We start from the raw sequence: 18,827 nt of genomic DNA, 5'->3' as shown, positions 1-18,827 counted from the left end.
CAAGCCTTGGCCTATTTGTCGCTCTTGCTCTTTTTCAGCTGGTCGCGCTGCTGCACGTATTCCTGGTAGCTGGTCTGGTTGCGCTTGCGGCAGGCATTGCGGTCGTCAAAATTATTGAGGCTGTTGCAATACTCACCGATCTTGTCCCGGTTCGCGTCATACAAGACTTCACAGCCAGTCATGGCCAGCAAGAAGGGAACGATCAGATATTTCATTGCTACTCTCATGGATAGGGACGAAATTGCGCGTAAAAACACCAGATTGCCCACTTGATAAGCGAGCAAGCTTTATCTTAACGCGATCCTGACGAAAAGTACAAGCGCTCGGTATTACTGAATGGAAAGGATTTCCGGCACGCCGCATGCTATGGTGGAAGTTTCCTCCACCGGACTCGCGCCAGGCATGCCGACCATTGCTCCCGCCCCCTGCGGCCCATTGCAGCACCATTTCGACGCCTTGCTGCAGGACGTCTGCGCCAGCGTGACTACGCAAGCAGGTAACTTGCTCGATAGCATATACCTGTATGGCAGCGTCGCTCGCGGCGACGCCACGCCGGGCGTATCCGACCTCGACCTGACCCTGGTGCTGCGCCATCCTCCCACGCAGCAGCAGGCCGATGCGCTGGAAGCGCTGCGCCTGGCCTTGCAGGCGCGCCACCCGGAAGTACTGAAAATCGATTTCGATATCGGCCACCGGGCCCAGGTGCTGGCGCCGGAGCACCTGTACAGCTGGGGTTACTGGCTCAAGCACCAGTGCCGCTGCCTGTGGGGCGATGACCTGGCGTCGCACTTTGCGCCGTTCGCGCCTTCGCGCGCCATCGCCTTGGCCGTGAATGGCGACTTTGTCCGCGTGCTGGACGATTATGCGCAGCGCCTTGATGACGAGCGAGACCCTGTCGCCATCGTCCGCCTGCAGCGCGAAGCGTCGCGCAAGCTGATCCGTTCCTGCAACATCCTGCGCCAGGATAACGATCCCTGCTGGCCTGGCAGCCTGGATGAGCATGTCGCGCTGCTGCTGCGGCACTACCCCGCCATGCAAGCACAAATAGCCTATTTCCTTGCCCAGGCCAGGCCCGGTGCCGCGCCAGCCAGCCGTTTCACGCCAGCGCTGCGCCAGTTCACACAGTGGCTGGAGCAGCAACAAACGAGCTAAACGTTCAACTCCTCATTCAACAATGGATTGCCCGCCGCAAACGCCGCCAGGTGCTCGAGCAGCACGCGCACGCGGGCCGGCAGGTAGCGCCGCTGCGTCCAGACGGCATACACATGGCGCGGCTGCGGCATCCAGTCGGGCAGCACGCGCACGAGGCTGCCCCGCGCCACTTCGTCGCGGCATTGCAAGAGCGGACACAGCAGGATGCCGATGCCCGCGTCCGCCATCTCCACGGCCAGGCGCATTTCATTGACGCGCAGGCGCGCCTGTGGTTCGATCACCATTTCGGCGCCGTCGCCGGGCCGCCGCAAGCGCCAGCTGCGCAGCGGTTCGGCCACGATCAGTTCATGCCGTGCCAGTTCCTGCAAGTCGCGCGGCACGCCCGCGCGCGCCAGGTAGGCGGGCGCGGCCACCATCACCAGCGCGGCGCTACCCAGCCGGCGCTGCATCAGCGAGGAATCGTCGAGCGCCCCAACGCGGATGGCCAGGTCGGCGCCGCTGCCCACCAGGTCTTGCAGCAGGTTCGACAGTTCCAGCTCCAGGCGGATGTCCGGGTACTGCTGCATGAAGCTGACCCAGGCCGGCGTCAGCAAGCCGCTGGCGAAGTTCACGGGCGCCAGCACGCGGATACTGCCCGAGACGGCCGACAGGCTGGCGTCGAGCTGCTGCGTCGCTTGCCGCAAGGCGTGTACCAGGGGACGGCACTGCTCGTAGTATTGCCAGCCTTCCGCCGTCGGCTGCAAGCGGCGCGCGCTGCGGTTGAGCAAGCGGTAGCCCAGCTGGCTTTCCAGCTTTTGCAGCCGGCGCGTGACGGTAGCGGCGGGCAAGTCTTCCTTGACGGCCGCCGCATGCAGGCTACCGGCCTCCACGATGGCGACGAACAGGGCTAGGTCATCGAGCATGATGCGTCGAGCATGATTGCATTTTCGGAATTTGAAATTAAAAATATGGCTCTAGTATAGATTGCTGCAAGTCGTTACGCTGGCATCTTTCCACTATGTTGAAAGCACGCCATGTCCGATGCCCTGCGCCTGCGCTGCACGTTCGCCTTCCTGATGTCGCTGGTGATGACCCTGCTGATGAGCGCCTGGGTCACCTGGCTCAATATCGGCCTGCAGGCGGACTTCCTGCCCCGCTGGCGCCATGCGTTTTTTGCCGCCTGGCCCGTGGCCTTCTGCGCCGTGATGCTGTTCGCGCCGCGCGTGCAGCTGATGAGCCGCAGTATCGTGGCCCGACTCGCCAGCCGGACTTAACCGGCAGTCGGCCGCCGCCTGTATCACTCGGTTACTTCGGCCCACGGCCGTCCTGATCCGGGCTATGCTATGGCCTTCCTTGTTTCTACAGTGGAATGCCCATGCTCGATCACGTTTCCCTCACCGTTGCCGACCTGGAACGCGCCGAGCGCTTCTACGACGCCATCTTCGCCGCGCTGGGCGTGCCCAAGGTGGGCAGTGACCATGCCAACGCCTGGGTCGGCTATGGCGAGCGCAGCGATGCCGAGCACCCTGAACGCAGCTATTTTTCCGTGCGCCTGGGCCCCCGGCCCGACGACGCGCCACGCCGCCATTGCTGCTTCAAGGCCGCCTCGCGCGCGGCCGTGGAAGCGTTCTGGCGTGCGGGCCTGGCGCACGGCGGCATCGACCTGGGCGCGCCCGGCCTGCGCCACTATCACGCCAGCTATTACGCGGCCTTCCTGTTCGATCCGGACGGCAACCGCATCGAAGCCGTCTGCCATCGCGCCGACGCCGGCTGACAGCACGGGAAATCCGCCTCTGTTCGGCGTTTCCACTTCCCTGCGATTTGCCTATAATGGCTGGCACGCCATACCGGTCCCTGCACCAAGAAGGAAATTCATGCATCATCTATTCGTCGGCCGCCCCGCGCGCACCATGCTCCTCTCCAGCGCCGGCTTGCTGCTGGCAGGCTGCTCTCTGTTGCCATCGACCCCGGTCATGCCCGGCGTGCCCGCCACGGCCGCCCTGCCCGACGCCAGCATCGCCTATGCCTTGAGCGGCCAGGGCGGCTTGCCCGTGGTGTTCCAGTCAGCCATGGGCGACGGCAAGGATGTGTGGGCCAAGGTGGTGCCCGAAGTGGCCAAACAGCACCGCGTGCTCGTGTACGACCGTCCCGGCTACGGCGACAGCCGCAAAACCACCACGCCGCGCGACCCGTGCACGATCGCCGCCCAGCAGCGCGCCCTGCTGGCGCAAGCGGGCCTGAAACCGCCATATGTGCTGGTGGGCCATGGCTTGGGCGGGCTGTACCAGTATGTATATGCCAGGCTGTACCCGCAGGACGTGGCCGGCCTGGTCTTGCTCGACCCCACGCACCCGCAGCAATGGAACCGCATGCAAACGGACGCGTCCACCTACGCCATGCTCGTGAAGACGCGGCGCAAACTCATGTTCAACAGTACGGAATCGGCCGAATTCGATGCCCAGACGCAGTGCCTGCAGCACGTCGACATGGCCAGCCCGCTGCGCGTGCCCGCCATGCTGCTGGTTCGCGACAAGTTCGGCATCGAGGAGATGGGCTCGTTTGAAAACGTGGTGCGGGCCCAGGAAAAGGATTGGCAGCGCCTGTCCGGCGCGCCGGCCATCGAGCGCATCACGGGCGCCGGCTACTACATCCAGAAAGACAACCCCGTCATCGTCAACGAGGCGATCAAGATGGTGGCGAAGAAGAAGTAGTGGCGTCGGATTACGCGGCGTACCGCCGCTAATCCGACCTACGCCGACTTAGAACGCCTAACAAAACATCTCTACGCACCTCCAACAGATGAGCGTGCAGTCGATCAGAACGGTCATGTGATCGATATCCTGATGCAGAGCCGGCGCAACCGGCAGGCAGCAAATAGCTTTTTCCGCAAGCTCCTCAAGGGCTTGCGTTATACACCAGGGGTGCTGATCACTGACAAGCTAAAGAGCTATGCCGCGGCAAAAACGCAAATCATGCTGGGTGTCGAGCATCGCCAGCACAAGGGTCTGAATAACCGGGCCGAACTCTCGCATCAACCGACGCGGCAACGAGAACGACAGATGCGCCGCTTCGAGTCATCTGGCCAAGCTCAGCGTTTTTTGTCGGCGCATGGCCCGATCAACAACACTTTCCGGTGCCAGCGCAACCGCTTGACAGCGGATCGGTACCGGCACGTCCGTATGCAGGCATTTTTTTTCATGGAATGAGGCCACAGACGTAGCAAAAAACGCCGAATCCGTGACACCGTGTTACCCCATCAACGGCAATTTCGCTTGGAATTCTACAACTCGTCGCTCCGGTTCATCAAGTTGACATTACCCGTGTGCCTGTTTATCTATGGGAAATTTTGCGATAATGACGATATTGACACAGAGGAAAGAAAATCATCATGGTATCGGCAATTGGTTCGGGTAGCGCAGTGAGCACGGCCCCCAGCAGCGGCGGATCCACTAGCGCCAAGCAGATCGCCGCACTGCAAGAGCAGATCAAGGGGGCGCAAGAGCAGTTGAAGGAGTCGCAGAAGGGCGAACAGACGGACGCGTCGAAAAAGATGCAGAAGCAACTGGCGCAGCAGATACAGTTGCTGCAGGCGCTGATCGCGCAATTGCAAGCGCAAGCGGCTCAACAGGCACAGCAGAAACAGGACAGCCAGCCAGCCAGCGGCACCGATAACGGCAACAGCGCAGCGCGCTCGCCCACCTCGACCTTGGGCAACACTATCGACACCGAGGCTTAAGAACGCCTAACAAAACGTCGTCCAGAGAAACAAACGGCCCCGAAGCTGGTCCAACCCACCTGACATCATTTTCGGGGGGCCGCGCCATGGCTAAATCACTTCTTCCTGACGACCTGTGGGCGCTGATTCAGCCTTTGCTACCAGCACATCGTCCTTCTCCCAAAGGCGGGCGTCCTCGCATTGACGACCGCGCCGCCTTGACCGGCATCCTGTTCGTCCTCAAGACCGGTTTGCCTTGGGAATACCTTCCCCGTGAACTGGGTTGCGGCAGCGGCATGAGTTGCTGGCGGCGCCTACATGCCTGTCTGGTGGCGAGCATATCGGGGGCTCAGGTACATGATTCCCGCATGCTGATTCCACTGCTTGAAGCCGTCCCTTCAGTAGCAGGGCTTGCGGGCTGGCCACGCAAACGTCCTGCCAAACTGCATGCCGACAAGGCCTATGCTTCGCGTGCCCATCGGGCCTGGTTGCGTAGCCGTGGCATCGCTCCACGCATAGCCCGCTACGGTATCGAGTCGCGCGAACGGCTGGGAAGATGGCGCTGGGTGGTCGAACGCACACTGGGCTGTCTTCACCGTTTCCGCCGCCTGCGTATCCGCTACGAGCGCCGAGCTGATATCCATCAGGCATTCCTGTCACTTGCCTGCATACTCATCTGCTGGAGATACATTCAGCGGTTTTGTTAGGCGCTCTTAAGTAGGTCGGATTAGCGTGGCGAAGCCGCGCGTAATCCGACAACATCGGGCGTCAACGGTAGCGCCGGATTAGCTATTGAAACCCTTGCCCTCGCCCGCCAGCTTCACCAGCAGGGGCGCCGGTGTCCACGCCTCGCCGTGGCGGCCTTTCGCGTAAGCGGCAATCGTATCGAGCACGTTTGGCAAGCCGACCGTGTCCGCATAGAACATGGGGCCGCCACGGAACAGGGGGAAGCCGTAGCCCGTCAGATACACCATGTCGATATCCGAGGCGCGCAGGGCGATGCCCTCTTCGAGGATGCGCGCGCCTTCGTTGACCAGCGCATACACGAGCCGTTCGACGATTTCCTGGTCGCTGATCTTGCGCCGCGCCACGCCGATGTCGGCGGAGTGCTGGATAATCATGGCGTTCACCTGTTCCGACGGATACGCCTTGCGGTCGCCAGCCTTGTAGTCATACCAGCCGGCGCCCGTCTTCTGGCCATAACGTCCCAGTTCGCACAGCAAATCGGCCGTCTTCGAATACGTCACTTCCGGTTTTTCCACGTAGCGGCGCTTGCGGATGGCCCAGCCGATGTCGTTGCCGGCCAGGTCGCCCATGCGGAACGGGCCCATGGCGAAGCCGAATTTCTCCACCGCCTTGTCGACTTGCTCCGGCAAGCAGCCTTCTTCCAGCAAGAAACCGGCTTGCCGGCTGTACTGCTCGATCATGCGGTTGCCGATGAAGCCGTCGCACACGCCCGAGACCACGCCCGTCTTTTTCAGTTTTTTCGACAGCGCCAGCGCCGTGGCCAGCACATCCTTGCCCGTTTCCTTGCCACGGACGATTTCCAGCAGTTTCATGACGTTCGCCGGGCTGAAGAAATGCGTGCCGATCACGTCTTGCGGGCGCTGGGTGAACGCGGCGATCTTGTCCAGATCCAGGGTCGACGTGTTCGAGGCGAGGATGGCGCCCGGCTTCATGACGGCGTCGAGCTGCTTGAAGACCGTTTCCTTGACGCCCAGCTCTTCGAACACGGCTTCGATGACGATGTCGGCTTGCGCGATGTCGGCATACGCCAGCGTGCCGCTGACCAGAGCGATGCGCTGCTCGGCCTTCTCTGGCGTGAGCTTGCCCTTTTTCACCGTGTTCTCGTAATTCTTGCGGATGGTGGCCAGGCCCTTGTCCAGCGCTTCCTGTTTAGTTTCCAGCAGCATCACGGGAATGCCCGCGTTGGCGAAATTCATGGCGATGCCGCCGCCCATGGTGCCGGCGCCCACAATCGCCGCGCTGGTAATCGCGCGCACGGGCGTATCGGCCGGCACGTCGGGCACCTTGCTGGCGATGCGTTCGGCAAAGAAGGCATGGCGCAAGGCTTTCGACTCGGGCGACTGTACCAGCTGCATGAACAGTTCGCGCTCGTACTTCAAGCCATCGTCGAATTTCATCGTCACGGCGGCCGCCACGGCATCGACGCATTTCAGCGGTGCGGGGAACGGGCCGGACATGGCTTTGACGGTATTGCGCGAAAACTGCAGGAACGCTTCGTGGTTCGGGTAGTCGACCTTGCGCTCGCGCACTTTCGGCAGCGGGCGCACATCGGCCACCTTGGTGGCAAAGGCCACGGCGGCTTGCAACAAGTCGGCGCCGGGGGCGATGGCTTCGTCGAACAGGGCCGTGCCGGCCAGTTTCTCGGAAGCCACGGGCGTGCCCGAGACGATCATGTTGAGGGCCATTTCCAGGCCCAGCACGCGCGGCAGGCGCTGCGTACCGCCCGCGCCCGGCAAGATGCCGAGCTTGACTTCAGGCAAGGCCATCTGCGCGCCTGGCGCGGCCACGCGGTAGTTGCAGCCCAACGCCAGCTCCAGGCCGCCGCCCATGCAGACGCTGTGGATGGCCGCCACCACCGGCTTCGTGGATTGCTCAACGACGTTGATCAGGGTGTGCAGGGTCGGTTCCGTGAGCGCCTTGGGCGAATTGAATTCCTTGATGTCGGCGCCGCCCGAAAAGGCCTTGCCGGCCCCCGTGATGACGATGGCCTTGACGGTCTCATCCGCCAGCGCCTGGCGGATACCCGCCACGGCGGCCGTGCGCGTTGCCAGGCCCAGGCCATTGACGGGTGGATTGGCAAGGGTAATGACGGCAACGGCGCCGTTTACTTGATATTCAGCACTCATGTCTCTTCCTTATTGGTTTATTGGGTTTTGCTTAGCGATGAGGTGGTTGCAAGGGATGAAGCTTCACTATACCGCATAAAAGAACGCTCGTATTATTTTTGTCGTGGCGCGCGGAGCGCCGGTGCCCGCCATCATGGTACAACATCGCCGGCTCCGGCCGGCGGCACCGGCGACGGCAAGCGCCAGCAACTATCAATTGCATATCCATTTTAAATAATTAAAACATAATAAGAAAAACGCCGTTTTATTATGCAGTAAATGCTCTGCCATATGCTGGCACGGGCCAATAAGGACACTTTCAGCATTATTTATTCACGCCCCTTGTTTTCCGCCAGGCGCTGGAGAATAATAAAATTATTGATGCAAATCAATACTCTGCAATTGATTTAATATTATGTACCAGTGCCGCCGAATATCGCCTGTGTTCGCCTGTGTTATATCGCGTAGATTCTCACCGATTATCACGCCGACTCATGTGCGGGTCATTATGTTATATCGTCATTACCTGTCAGCATTAGCGCCACCCATTCCTCTTCCCACACTGAAGGAAATACTATGGACGCAGCCAGCCATGTCAGCCACTCCCAGGATCTGGACTTACAAGCGATAAATACTGCATTGAACCGTGTCCAGGCCGTCATCGAATTCGAACTCGACGGCACCATCCTGCATGCGAATGACAATTTCCTGCGCGTCGTCGGGTATACCCTGGCCGAGGTGCAAGGCAAACACCATGCCATCTTCTGCGACCCCGAGTATGTGAAAACGGCCGAATATGGCGATTTCTGGGCCAAGCTGGGTCGCGGCGAGTTCGACCAGGGCGAATACAGGCGCCGCGCCAGGGATGGCCGCGAAGTGTGGATCAACGCCTCCTACAACCCCATCATCGACGCCGATGGCAAGCCGTACAAAGTCATCAAGTTTGCCACCGATATCACGGCCAGCAAACGCCGCAATGCCGATTACGAAGGCAGGATCGACGCCATCAGCAAGGCCCAGGCCGTGATCGAGTTCCGGCTCGACGGCACCATCATCCGCGCCAACGACAATTTCCTTGCCTCCGTCGGCTACACGCTGGCAGAGATCGAAGGCAAGCACCACCGCATGTTTTGCGCGCCCGATTACGCTAACAGCGAGGAATACGCGCAGTTCTGGCAAAAGCTGGGCAAGGGCGAGTTCGATGCGGGCGAATACAAGCGCGTCACCAAGGACGGCCGCGAAATCTGGCTCAATGCCTCGTACAACCCCATTTTTGACGCGGAAGGCCGGCCCTTCAAGGTCGTCAAGTTCGCCAACGACATCACGGCCCTGAAAATGCGCAATGCCGAATACGAAGGCAAGGTCAGCGCCATCGGCAAGGCGCAGGCCGTGATCGAATTCGACATGCAGGGCAATGTGCTGGACGCGAACGACAATTTCCTCGCCGTCATGGACTATGACTTGAGCGATATCAAGGGCGAACACCACCGCACATTCTGCGAGTCCGAGTATGCCAGCAGCGCCGAGTACAAGAAATTCTGGCAAAAGCTCAACCGGGGCGAATTCGACGCGGGCCGCTACAAGCGCCTGGGCAACCATGGCAAGGTGGTGTGGATACAGGCCACCTACAACCCCATCCTCGACCTGAACGGCAAGCCGTATAAAGTGGTCAAGTTCGCCATCGACATCAGCGAACAGGTGAACCTGGAAAACAGCATCCAGGCCAGGGCCGCCAACGACAGCCGCAAGGTCAATGCCTTGCTCGACTCGGTGGCGCGCGCGGCGCAAGGCGACCTGACCTGCAATATCGTGCCCGAGGGCGACGAGCCGATCGACCTGCTGGCCGGCGGCATCAGCAAGATGATCGTCGACTTGCGCGGCGTGATCGGCAACGTGGTCTCGGCGGCGAACGGCTTTGCCGACGCCTCGCATGCCATCGCCGAGCGGGCCACGGGCGTGGCCGTGGGCACGCAGGCGCTGGGCGCCACGGTGGAAGAAATGAACGCCTCCATCGACGGCCTGACGTTTTCCATCAATTCCATCGCGGAAAACACTTCGAATGCCGATTTCCTGGCGAAAGCCACGCAGCAGGAAGCGGAAGCGGGCGCGCGCGCCGTCGCCAAGTCGATCGAGGCGATGGACTTGATCAACCGCTCGTCGGAAGACATCGGCGAAATCGTCAAGGTCATCAGCGAGATCGCCAACCAGACGAATATGCTGGCGTTTAATGCGGCTATCGAGGCGGCGCGCGCGGGTGAGCACGGCTTGGGCTTTTCCGTCGTCGCCGACGAAGTGCGCAAGCTGGCCGAGCGCTCCTCGCAGGCAACCAAGGAGATTTCCAAGCTGATCAACGAATCCGTCAAGCGCGTCTCGACGGGCAGCGAGATTTCACGCCAGGCCAGCGATGCCTTCGACAAGATCGTCTCGGGCGTGGCGAAGACCACCCTGGCCATCTCGGATATCTCGAAGGCGGCCAACGAACAGCTGCTGACGGCGCGCGAAGTGTCGACGGCGATCCAGTACATCGCCGAGGAAACGGAAAAGTCGGCCGCCAACTGCGACAGCATCGCCCGCTCGACGGATGGGCTGAACGAGCGCGCGGGCAGCCTGAACCAGACTGTCTCCGGCTTCGTGGTGTAAGCCATGAGCCACGCGGCCACCTTGACGCCCGAGGTGCTGACGGGCCTGATCGCGCTGGTGCGCGAGCATACGGGCATCGCCATGACACCGCGCAAGAGCGTGCTGCTGGAGCGGCGCTTGCAGCCACGGCTGCAGGCGCTGTCACTGCTCAGCTACCAGGCTTACCTGGAGCGGGTGGCCAGCGACCGCGACGAGGTGGCCCATTTCATCGACCTGGTGACCACCAACGACACCCTGTTTTTCCGCACACCATCGATCTGGGATTACTTCCGCGACCGCTACCTGCCCGGATGGGCCCGCGCCCATCCGGGTGGCTGCCTGGAAATCTGGTCGGCGGCGGCCGCCAGCGGCGAAGAGCTGTATTCAATCGCCATGCTGTGCGAGCAATTCAGGCTGCAAACGCCCGATTTCCGCTACCAGATATTGGCCAGCGACATTTCGCAGCAAATCCTGGGCGCGGCCAGGGTGGGCCAGTACAGCGGGCGCTCCGTCGAGCGCATCCGATTGTCGCACCCGGACTTGCTGCGCAAATATTTCACGCCCTCGCCGTATGGCGTCAAGGTCAACGAGGAACTGCGGCAACACGTCAGCTTTGCGCAGCACAATTTACTGGAAGCGCTGCGCCCGGCCCGGCAGTTCGACCTGGTGTTCCTGCGCAATGTGCTGATTTATTTCGATGCTGAGCACCAGGAAACCGTGCTGCGCCAGGCGCGCCTGAGCCTGAAGAACGAGGGCCGGCTGATTCTGGGCGAATCGGAAACCATCGCCCGCCTGGGTACCGGCTATCAATTCGAGTTTCCCATGATTTATAGGGCGGGAGCGGCATGATCCACACGTACACTGCGCCGGACGCGCCGCCGCTGCACTTGGTTGGCATGGGGCAACTTAGCGTGGGCGCGCAGGGCGAACAGCTGCAGGCGCTGCTGGGTTCCTGCATCGGCATCGGTTTCATCTGGAAGAACGGCCCTTGCTGCGGCCTGGCCCACTGTTTGCTGCCGGAAGCACCCGGAGCAGACAGCGCCCTTGGCGCCCCGAATGCGCGCTACGTGAGCCAGGCCGTGCCCTCGCTGCTGCGCCTGATGGGCGTGCGCGAGGCCGATTACGCCGATATCGACGTGGTGCTGGCGGGCGGCGCCAGCATGTTCGGCCCCGATAATGGTCATGGCCGCCTGCAGGTGGGGCGGCAAAACGCTGCAGCGGCGCAAAAATACCTAGACCAGTGCGGCTTGCACGTCAGTTTTTGCGCGCTGGGCGGACGCCACGGGCGCCAGTTGCTGATCGATTGCGCCCACCACAGCTACGCCGTCACCGATGTGGTGGCGCAACCCGGCTTGACTCCACGCAAGGAAGACGCATATGGATAGGCATGAAGGGCATGACACCTCCACCGAACTGTTCGGTTCTTTCCATCTGGGCGACGATGAATTCGCCCTGCCCGCCAGTTGCATCCGCGAAGTGGTGAACTACCCCGCGAAAGTCACCGCCCTACCCCTGTCGCCCGCGTATCTGGAAGGCATGTTCACCTTGCGCGGCAGTGTCATTCCGGTGGTCAACCTGGGGCGGCTGTTTCGCGCCGATGCGCCGCGCGCCGTGGCCACCGACAAGATCGCCATCCTCGACTTTCAGCAAGTGCTGATCGGCATCGTCTTCCAGGATACGGGCGACATCCTGCGCGTGCCGGCCAGCGCGCGCAGCGCCCTGCAGTATGCGGCCGGCGACGCGCACGCCGTCATCGCCGGTACGATATTGCTCGACGGCGGCGCGCGCCTGCTGCAAATCCTCGACCCGCACGCCCTGCTGCGCATCGAAAACGTGCCCCATGTGCTGGCCCTGCAAGCGGCGGGCGCCAAACTGAGCACGGCCCGCTACCACGCGCAAAGCGAACGCCGGCAGTGCGTCAGCTTTCACGCGGCCGGCGCCACGTTTGCCTTCGAAATGCTGGCCATCCAGGAAATCATCCGGGTGCCGGAACTGCACAACTCCCTGCTGAATAGCGAGCTATGCCTTGGCCGCATGCATTTTCGCGGCAGCCAGGTGGCCGTCATCGATTTCGGCGCCCTGCTGCAAGCGGCAGAACCCGGCAAGGAGGCGACCAGCGAGCAGCGCATCATCGTCGTGCGCCTCGATGACACGAGCGTGGGTTTTCTCGTCGACTCCGTCGACAGCATCGTGCATTTCTTTGGCGACGAGGTGCTGCCGATTCCCCTGCTGAGCAAGGCGCGCGCGGCCATGTTCGCCGGCTGCATCACGAAAGAGGGCCTGGGCGACATCATTTTCCTCGACCACAAGGGCATCCTGTCGCAGGCGGAGATCGTCGAGATGCGCGACGGCCACGCGCGCCTGTATCCAAACGACACGGAAACGGCCACTGCCGCCACGCGCAAGGCGCAGCGCCGCGTCTACATCACGTTTACCGTGGAAACCCGCTTCGCCGTGGAAATCGGGCAAGTGCGCGAAATCATCGACTACAGCGGCGCCATCACCACGCCACCGGGCATGCCGGCCTGCATGCGCGGCATGCTGAACTTGCGCCAGCAAATGATCAGCATCATCGACCTGCGCCAGCTGTACGCCATGCCGGCCCTGCCTGACGCGGGCGCCGGCAAGATCCTCATCGTGGAACGCGGTAGCGAGCGCTACGGCTTCCTTGTTGACCATGTCGACAACATCATGACCATTTCCGACAGCCAGCGCTTTGCGGCGCCGCAAATCATCCGCACGGGCACGCACGACGACTTGCGCAGCGAAATGGATGAAATGATCGATATAGGCACGGACGCGCAGCGCCAGACCCTGTCCGTCTTCCAGTGCGATCATTTGCTGGAAAAGCTGGGGGCGGCGCTGCCGCAGGCGGCGTAGCTTTTTTACAAGCCCGGCAGCTGGTGCCCCTTGAACTGCTCGCGCAGCTTGTTCTTCTGGATCTTGCCCGTCGCGCCCATGGGCAAGGCGTCGATGAACAGCACGTCGTCGGGCGTCCACCACTTGGCGATCTTGCCCTCGAAGAACTGCAACAAAACCTCGCGCGTGACCGTCATGCCCGGGCGCAGCACCACCACCAGCACGGGCCGCTCATCCCATTTCGGGTGGAACACGCCGATGCAGGCCGCCTGCAGCACGGCCGGGTGCGCCATGGCCAGGTTTTCCAGGTCGATAGTGCCGATCCACTCGCCGCCCGACTTGATCACATCCTTGCTGCGGTCCGTGATCTGCATGTAGCCATCCGCATCGATGGTGGCCACGTCGCCCGTGGGGAACCAGCCATCCTGCAGCACGTCGCCGCCCTCGTTCTTGTAATACGACGAAATGATCCACGGCCCTTTCACCAGCAAGTGGCCGTAGGCAACGCCATCCCACGGCAATTCCTTGCCATCGTCGTCGACGATCTTCATGTCCACGCCATAGATCGCATGGCCCTGCTTTTGCAGGATCTTGCGCTGTTCGTCCTTCGGCAAATCCAGATGCTTGGTCTGCAAGCCGCCCGCCGTGCCCAGCGGCGACATTTCCGTCATCCCCCAGGCGTGGATAACTTCGACGTCGAACTTGTCGATCAGGGTATCCATCATGGCTGGCGGGCAAGCGGCGCCGCCGATCACCGTGCGGCGGAAAGTGGAAAACTTCAAGTCATTCTGCAGCGCATGGTTCAACAAGCCCAGCCAGACGGTGGGCACGCCGGCCGAGAAGGTCACTTTTTCCGCCTCGAACAATTCATACAGCGACTTGCCATCGAGCGCCGCGCCGGGAAAGACCATGCGCGCGCCGGACAGGGGCACGGAATACGGCAAGCCCCAGGCGTTCACGTGGAACATGGGCACCACGGGCAGCACCGTGTCGGAAGCGCGCACGTTCAGGCCGCTGGGCATGGCCGAGGCATACGCGTGCAGCACGGTCGAACGGTGCGAATACAGGGCGCCCTTGGGATTGCCCGTCGTGCCCGACGTGTAGCACAGGGTGGCGGCCGCATTTTCATCGAACAGGGGCCATGTGTAATCGTCGGAATGTGTGGCGATCAAGTCTTCATAGCACAGCAGGTCGGGGATGCTGCTGCTGGCGGGCATCCGCTCGCGGTCACACATCAGCACGAAGTGGCGCACAAAGGTGCAGTCGGCAGCGATTTTCTCCACCACGGGCAAAAAGGTCAAATCAAACAGCAGAACCTGGTCCTCCGCGTGATTCGAGATGTAGGCGATCTGGTCGGGAAACAGGCGCGGATTGATGGTGTGCAGCACGGCACCCGAGCCGGACACGGCATAGTAGGCTTCCAGGTGGCGGTAGCCATTCCAGGCCAGCGTGGCAACCCGGTCGCCCATGCCGACACCGAGGCCATGCAGGGCATTGGCCAGGCGGCGCGCGCGCTGGTGGCAATCGCGGTAGGTGTAGCGGTGCATATCGCCCTCCACCCGCCGCGAAATGATTTCGCTGCCTCCATAATGACGCGCTGCAAACTCGATAATGCTGGAAATCAGCAGGGGCTGATTCATCATCTGGCCCATCACTGGACTCAAGGGAAATGCCGACATCGTGTCTCCTGGGGTGGCTACTCGGTTATTGTAGGAATTTAAAGATTTTCCCTAGTTTCGTACGGTCGTGCGGAAATCGTCAACGCATTTCGATATTGCAATGCAGCATGGAATTTTTGATTCCGTTTTTTGCAGTGCCGGCGTCCGGTACGGACCTTCGCGCCGTGCGGTAAAATCGGGTTCCAGCCTGGCGCACCTTGCCGGCGCATCTACTTGAATGGAATCGCCATCACCGCTCATACCTTACCACTGGACAATGCCTTTGCGGCCTTGCCACCCGCGTTCTATACGCGGCTGATGCCCACGCCCCTGCCCGCACCCTACTTTGTCGCCGCCAGCGCGCCGGCAGCAAGCCTGATCGGCCTTGATGCCGCGCGCCTGGCGCAAGCCGATTATGTGGAGCTGCTGATCGGCAATACCGTCGCCGAGCGCTCGCTGCCCCTGTCGGCCGTGTATTCGGGCCACCAGTTCGGCGTCTGGGCCGGCCAGCTGGGCGATGGCCGCGCCATCCTGCTGGGCGATATCGCCACAGCAAGCGGTCCGATGGAGCTGCAGCTGAAAGGCGCCGGCGCCACGCCGTATTCACGCATGGGCGACGGACGCGCCGTGCTGCGCTCATCCATCCGCGAATTCCTGTGCTCGGAAGCCATGGCGGCGCTGGGCATTCCCACCTCGCGCGCGCTGTCCATCATGGGTTCGCAGCAAGGCATCATGCGCGAAACGGTGGAAACAGCGGCTGTCGTCACGCGCATGGCGCCCAGTTTCGTGCGCTTTGGCTCGTTCGAGCACTGGTTTTACCGCAAGAAACCGGACGAGCTGAAAATCCTCGCCGATTACGTCATCGACGGCTTTTATCCCCATTTGCGCGCTGCGGCAAATCCGTATCAAGCCTTGCTGGCCGAAGTGTGCGTGCGCACGGCGCACATGATCGCGCAATGGCAAGCCGTGGGCTTCATGCATGGCGTGATGAACACGGACAATATGTCGATCCTGGGATTGACGCTCGATTACGGCCCCTTCGGCTTCATGGAAGCGTTTGACGCAGAACATATCTGCAACCATACGGACCAGCAGGGCCGCTATTCCTACACCAATCAGCCGCAAGTGGGCCACTGGAATTGCTATGCGCTGGGCCAGGCCCTGCTGCCGCTGATCGGCGAAGTGGAACTGGCGCAGGCGGCGCTGGACAGCTACCAACCCGCCTTTGCGGAGAAGATGAATGCCTTGCTGCGCGCCAAGCTGGGCTTGCAGACGAGCCAGGACGACGATACGGCGCTGTTCGACAGCATGTTTGCGCTGATGCAAGCCAATCACGTGGATTTCACCAACTTCTTCCGCGCCCTGGCGACACTGCAGGTAGCGGAGCCCGGGCACGACACGGCGCTGCGCGACTTGTTCATCGACCGCCCCGCCTTCGATGCGTGGGCGGCACAATACCGCGCGCGCCTGTTGCAGGAGCACAGCGTCGATGCTGAGCGGCAAGCGGCCATGAACGGCGTCAACCCGAAATACGTGCTGCGCAACTACCTGGCGCAAGTGGCCATCGAAAAAGCCCAGCAGCAGGACTACACGGAAGTGGCGAAATTGCTGGAAATATTGCAAAAGCCATTTGACGAACAGCCCGAACACCAGCACTATGCGGCCCTGCCACCCGACTGGGCCAGCCACCTTGAAGTCAGCTGCTCATCCTAAGGAGTCATTATGACCACCAATAAAGTCAAGAAAACCGATGCCGAATGGCGCGCCATGCTCGATTCCATGCAGTACGAAGTCACACGCCACGCGGCCACGGAACGGGCCTTCACGGGCAAGTTCTGGGACCACCATGCACACGGCATCTACACCTGCGTTTGCTGCAACACGCCCCTGTTCGCGTCGGACACGAAATTCGATTCCGGCTGCGGCTGGCCCAGCTATTTCCAGGCCCTGGACCCGGCCAACGTGACGGAGATTGTCGACCGTACCCACGGCATGCTGCGCACGGAAATCGTCTGCGCCGTCTGCGACGCCCACCTGGGCCACGTCTTCCCGGACGGCCCGCCGCCGACCGGCTTGCGCTATTGCATCAATTCGGCTTCCTTGCGCTTCGATCCGCAGCCTTGAGACACCGGTATGGCTTGGGAGCGCCACGGTTGCTCCTAAGCCATTCCTAAGATGATTTTAATAAGACCAGTGTAAAGTCTCGCCATGAAATTTCTATTCGACCTATTCCCCCTGATCGCCTTCTTCGCCGCTTTTAAACTGGGCGGCATGTATGAAGCGGCTACGCACGATTTCGTGCAGCAATATTTGTCCGGCTTCGTGTCTGGCGGCCTGATCAAGGCTGACCAGGCGCCATGGATACTCGCCACCCTGGTTGGCATCGTCGCCACCGCCTGCCAGGTCAGCTATCTGCTGCTGCGCGGGCGCAAGGTGGACGGCATGCTGTGGCTGTCGCTGTTCATCTTTGTCGTGTTCGGCGGCGCCAGCATCTACCTGCATGACGATTTCTTCCTGAAATGGAAGCCGACCCTGATCTACTGGCTGTCCGGCCTGGCACTGCTGATCGCCCATGTGGGCTTCAAGAAAAACCTGATCCGCAAGACCATGGAAGCACAAGTGCAATTGCCTGATGCCGTCTGGAACCAGTTGCTGGCGGCATGGATCCTTTTCTTTGGCGCCATCGGCGCACTGAATCTGTTCGTCGCCTTCGTGCTGTACAAGGGCGACATGGCCGCCTGGGTCAGTTTTAAAGCGTTTGGCGCGACGGGCATCTTCTTTGCCTTCATCGTGGCGCAAACCCTGTTCCTGGCCAAACATATCAAGGAAGACGCATGATGACGAACGACACGACAACGCGCATGCAGCGCATTCGTACCCGCCTGGAAACGGCACTTTCCCCTCTGGAATGCGTGCTGGAAGACGACTCGGCGCGCCACCGGGGCCATGCGGGCGCCGCCTCGGGCGGAGGCCATTACAATCTACGCATTATTTCTAGTCAATTTGAGGGGCTCAGGCTCGTCATGCGCCATCGACTGGTGTATGATTCCGTGCACGATATGATGCATAATGAGATACATGCATTGGCGATTGTGGCCCTGGCGCCGTCCGAAGTAGTGTAAGGATGGCGTTTTGGTGTACCCGAGCCATGGTATCAATTTCTTTCCATGCGTTTTTTACGAAACTTTCCCTAACAGGATTTAATAATGACTTTTAAGCCAGCCCGCTTGCTGATCGCACTACTCGCCGTTGTCGCGGTACCTGTTTTTGCGCAAAATGTTGCCGTTGTTAATGGCAAGCCTATCCCATCGTCGCGCGTTGATGCAGTCGTCAAGCAAGTCGTCGCCCAAGGCCAGCAACCGGATTCGCCGCAATTGCGCGAAATGATCAAGAAGGACTTGATCGGCCGTGAAGTGCTGATGCAAGAAGCGGAAAACAAAGGTTTCGGTAAAGATGCAGCCGTCAAGCAGCAAATCGAGAACGCACGTCAGGCCATCGTCATCAACGCCCTGGTCGGCGACTACCTGAAAAAGAACCCCGTCAACGACGCTGAAATCAAGGCGGAATACGACAAGTTCGTAGCCCAGACGGGCGACAAGGAATACCACGTGCGCCACATCCTGGTGGCCACCGAAGCGGAAGCGAAAGACATCATCGCCAAGCTGAAAGGCGGCGCCAAGTTTGAAGACCTGGCCAAGCAATCGAAAGATGCCGGCTCGGCCGACAATGGCGGCGACCTGGACTGGGCAGCCCCATCGTCGTTCCCGAAAGTGTTCTCCGACGCCTTCGTGAAGCTGCAAAAAGGGCAAGTCACCGACACCCCGGTGCAAACGCCTAACGGCTTCCACGTGATCAAGCTGGACGACACCCGCGCAGCCAAGCTGCCGACCCTCGAAGAAGTCAAGCCACAGATCGCCGAAGCGCTGCAGCAAAAGAAACTGCAAGCGTATCAGGAAGAAATGATCAAAAAAGCAAAAGTTCAGTAAGAACTGA

At 61.1% G+C, this 18,827-nt stretch carries 20 protein-coding genes; 16 read left to right on the top strand and 4 right to left on the bottom strand.

What is annotated here, in order from left to right; translation table 11 throughout:
- Nucleotides 1-11 precede the first annotated feature (11 nt).
- Nucleotides 12-215 (bottom strand): hypothetical protein, encoded by a 204-nt coding sequence (locus ACP7EG_RS07365; protein ID WP_046682764.1) that lies wholly within the window; start codon nucleotides 213-215, stop codon nucleotides 12-14.
- A 187-nt stretch (nucleotides 216-402) separates the two neighbouring features.
- Between ACP7EG_RS07365 and ACP7EG_RS07360 the strand changes: the two genes are divergently transcribed.
- Nucleotides 403-1,152, top strand: a complete 750-nt coding sequence (locus ACP7EG_RS07360; protein WP_426087091.1) for a nucleotidyltransferase domain-containing protein — start codon at nucleotides 403-405, stop codon at nucleotides 1,150-1,152.
- Here the strand turns inward: ACP7EG_RS07360 and ACP7EG_RS07355 are convergent.
- Nucleotides 1,149-2,054, bottom strand: a complete 906-nt coding sequence (locus ACP7EG_RS07355) for a LysR family transcriptional regulator (protein WP_426087090.1) — start codon at nucleotides 2,052-2,054, stop codon at nucleotides 1,149-1,151. The genes ACP7EG_RS07360 and ACP7EG_RS07355 overlap by 4 nt on opposite strands.
- A gap of 111 nt (nucleotides 2,055-2,165) precedes the next feature.
- On the opposite strand from ACP7EG_RS07355, the gene ACP7EG_RS07350 reads away from it, so the two are divergent.
- From ACP7EG_RS07350 to ACP7EG_RS07325, 6 genes are all read left to right on the top strand, one after another.
- On the top strand, nucleotides 2,166-2,405 hold the full coding sequence (locus ACP7EG_RS07350; protein ID WP_426087089.1) for a DUF2798 domain-containing protein: 240 nt from the start codon (nucleotides 2,166-2,168) through the stop codon (nucleotides 2,403-2,405).
- 95 nt (nucleotides 2,406-2,500) lie between these two features.
- Nucleotides 2,501-2,905, top strand: a complete 405-nt coding sequence (locus tag ACP7EG_RS07345) for a VOC family protein (protein WP_426087088.1) — start codon at nucleotides 2,501-2,503, stop codon at nucleotides 2,903-2,905.
- Nucleotides 2,906-3,005: 100 nt separating this feature from the next.
- The gene (locus tag ACP7EG_RS07340; RefSeq protein ID WP_426087087.1) at nucleotides 3,006-3,842 is read left to right on the top strand and encodes an alpha/beta fold hydrolase; all 837 of its coding nucleotides are present in this window, start codon (nucleotides 3,006-3,008) and stop codon (nucleotides 3,840-3,842) included.
- A 9-nt stretch (nucleotides 3,843-3,851) separates the two neighbouring features.
- The gene (locus tag ACP7EG_RS07335) at nucleotides 3,852-4,337 is read left to right on the top strand and encodes an IS6 family transposase (protein ID WP_426087148.1); all 486 of its coding nucleotides are present in this window, start codon (nucleotides 3,852-3,854) and stop codon (nucleotides 4,335-4,337) included.
- Nucleotides 4,338-4,519: 182 nt separating this feature from the next.
- Nucleotides 4,520-4,867 carry a FlxA-like family protein gene (locus ACP7EG_RS07330; protein WP_426087086.1) on the top strand — a complete coding sequence of 116 codons (348 nt, stop codon included), beginning with the start codon at nucleotides 4,520-4,522 and terminating at the stop codon, nucleotides 4,865-4,867.
- An 86-nt stretch (nucleotides 4,868-4,953) separates the two neighbouring features.
- Nucleotides 4,954-5,553: a transposase gene (locus ACP7EG_RS07325; RefSeq protein ID WP_426087085.1), complete on the top strand. Its 600-nt coding sequence runs from the start codon at nucleotides 4,954-4,956 to the stop codon at nucleotides 5,551-5,553.
- Between the two features lie 78 nt (nucleotides 5,554-5,631).
- Here ACP7EG_RS07325 and ACP7EG_RS07320 read toward each other — a convergent pair whose 3' ends face one another.
- Nucleotides 5,632-7,719: a 3-hydroxyacyl-CoA dehydrogenase NAD-binding domain-containing protein gene (locus tag ACP7EG_RS07320; protein ID WP_426087083.1), complete on the bottom strand. Its 2,088-nt coding sequence runs from the start codon at nucleotides 7,717-7,719 to the stop codon at nucleotides 5,632-5,634.
- A gap of 555 nt (nucleotides 7,720-8,274) precedes the next feature.
- Between ACP7EG_RS07320 and ACP7EG_RS07315 the strand changes: the two genes are divergently transcribed.
- Genes ACP7EG_RS07315 through ACP7EG_RS07300 form a run of 4 tightly spaced genes read left to right on the top strand, consistent with a single transcriptional unit; the run spans nucleotide 8,275 to nucleotide 13,197 of the window.
- The gene (locus ACP7EG_RS07315; RefSeq protein WP_426087082.1) at nucleotides 8,275-10,338 is read left to right on the top strand and encodes a methyl-accepting chemotaxis protein; all 2,064 of its coding nucleotides are present in this window, start codon (nucleotides 8,275-8,277) and stop codon (nucleotides 10,336-10,338) included.
- A gap of 3 nt (nucleotides 10,339-10,341) precedes the next feature.
- On the top strand, nucleotides 10,342-11,166 hold the full coding sequence (locus tag ACP7EG_RS07310; RefSeq protein WP_426087081.1) for a CheR family methyltransferase: 825 nt from the start codon (nucleotides 10,342-10,344) through the stop codon (nucleotides 11,164-11,166).
- Nucleotides 11,163-11,702, top strand: a complete 540-nt coding sequence (locus ACP7EG_RS07305; RefSeq protein ID WP_426087080.1) for a chemotaxis protein CheD — start codon at nucleotides 11,163-11,165, stop codon at nucleotides 11,700-11,702. Before ACP7EG_RS07310 ends, ACP7EG_RS07305 begins: the two co-directional genes overlap by 4 nt.
- A complete protein-coding gene (locus tag ACP7EG_RS07300) occupies nucleotides 11,695-13,197 on the top strand; it encodes a chemotaxis protein CheW (protein ID WP_426087079.1) in 1,503 nt (500 codons plus the stop codon). The genes ACP7EG_RS07305 and ACP7EG_RS07300 overlap by 8 nt, the downstream gene beginning before the upstream one ends.
- 5 nt (nucleotides 13,198-13,202) lie before the next feature.
- Here ACP7EG_RS07300 and ACP7EG_RS07295 read toward each other — a convergent pair whose 3' ends face one another.
- Complete coding sequence (locus ACP7EG_RS07295; RefSeq protein WP_426087078.1) at nucleotides 13,203-14,855, bottom strand: 3-(methylthio)propionyl-CoA ligase; 1,653 nt, start codon at nucleotides 14,853-14,855, stop codon at nucleotides 13,203-13,205.
- Between the two features lie 213 nt (nucleotides 14,856-15,068).
- Between ACP7EG_RS07295 and ACP7EG_RS07290 the strand changes: the two genes are divergently transcribed.
- From ACP7EG_RS07290 to ACP7EG_RS07270, 5 genes are all read left to right on the top strand, one after another.
- On the top strand, nucleotides 15,069-16,547 hold the full coding sequence (locus tag ACP7EG_RS07290; protein WP_426087077.1) for a protein adenylyltransferase SelO: 1,479 nt from the start codon (nucleotides 15,069-15,071) through the stop codon (nucleotides 16,545-16,547).
- A gap of 9 nt (nucleotides 16,548-16,556) precedes the next feature.
- Nucleotides 16,557-16,958, top strand: a complete 402-nt coding sequence (msrB, locus tag ACP7EG_RS07285) for a peptide-methionine (R)-S-oxide reductase MsrB (protein ID WP_096235562.1) — start codon at nucleotides 16,557-16,559, stop codon at nucleotides 16,956-16,958.
- A gap of 84 nt (nucleotides 16,959-17,042) precedes the next feature.
- On the top strand, nucleotides 17,043-17,672 hold the full coding sequence (locus ACP7EG_RS07280) for a septation protein A (protein WP_426087076.1): 630 nt from the start codon (nucleotides 17,043-17,045) through the stop codon (nucleotides 17,670-17,672).
- A complete protein-coding gene (locus tag ACP7EG_RS07275; protein WP_099763678.1) occupies nucleotides 17,669-17,956 on the top strand; it encodes a BolA family protein in 288 nt (95 codons plus the stop codon). The genes ACP7EG_RS07280 and ACP7EG_RS07275 overlap by 4 nt, the downstream gene beginning before the upstream one ends.
- Nucleotides 17,957-18,040: 84 nt before the next feature.
- Nucleotides 18,041-18,820, top strand: coding sequence for a peptidylprolyl isomerase (locus ACP7EG_RS07270; RefSeq protein WP_131686481.1), 780 nt, complete (start codon nucleotides 18,041-18,043; stop codon nucleotides 18,818-18,820).
- Nucleotides 18,821-18,827 lie beyond the last annotated feature (7 nt).

The sequence above is a fragment of the Janthinobacterium sp. PSPC1-1 genome (assembly GCF_049897625.1).
Lineage (GTDB): Bacteria > Pseudomonadota > Gammaproteobacteria > Burkholderiales > Burkholderiaceae_D > Janthinobacterium > Janthinobacterium tructae.
Note: the sequence above shows the minus strand (reverse complement) of the source record. Positions and strands in the feature narration are given on the sequence as shown.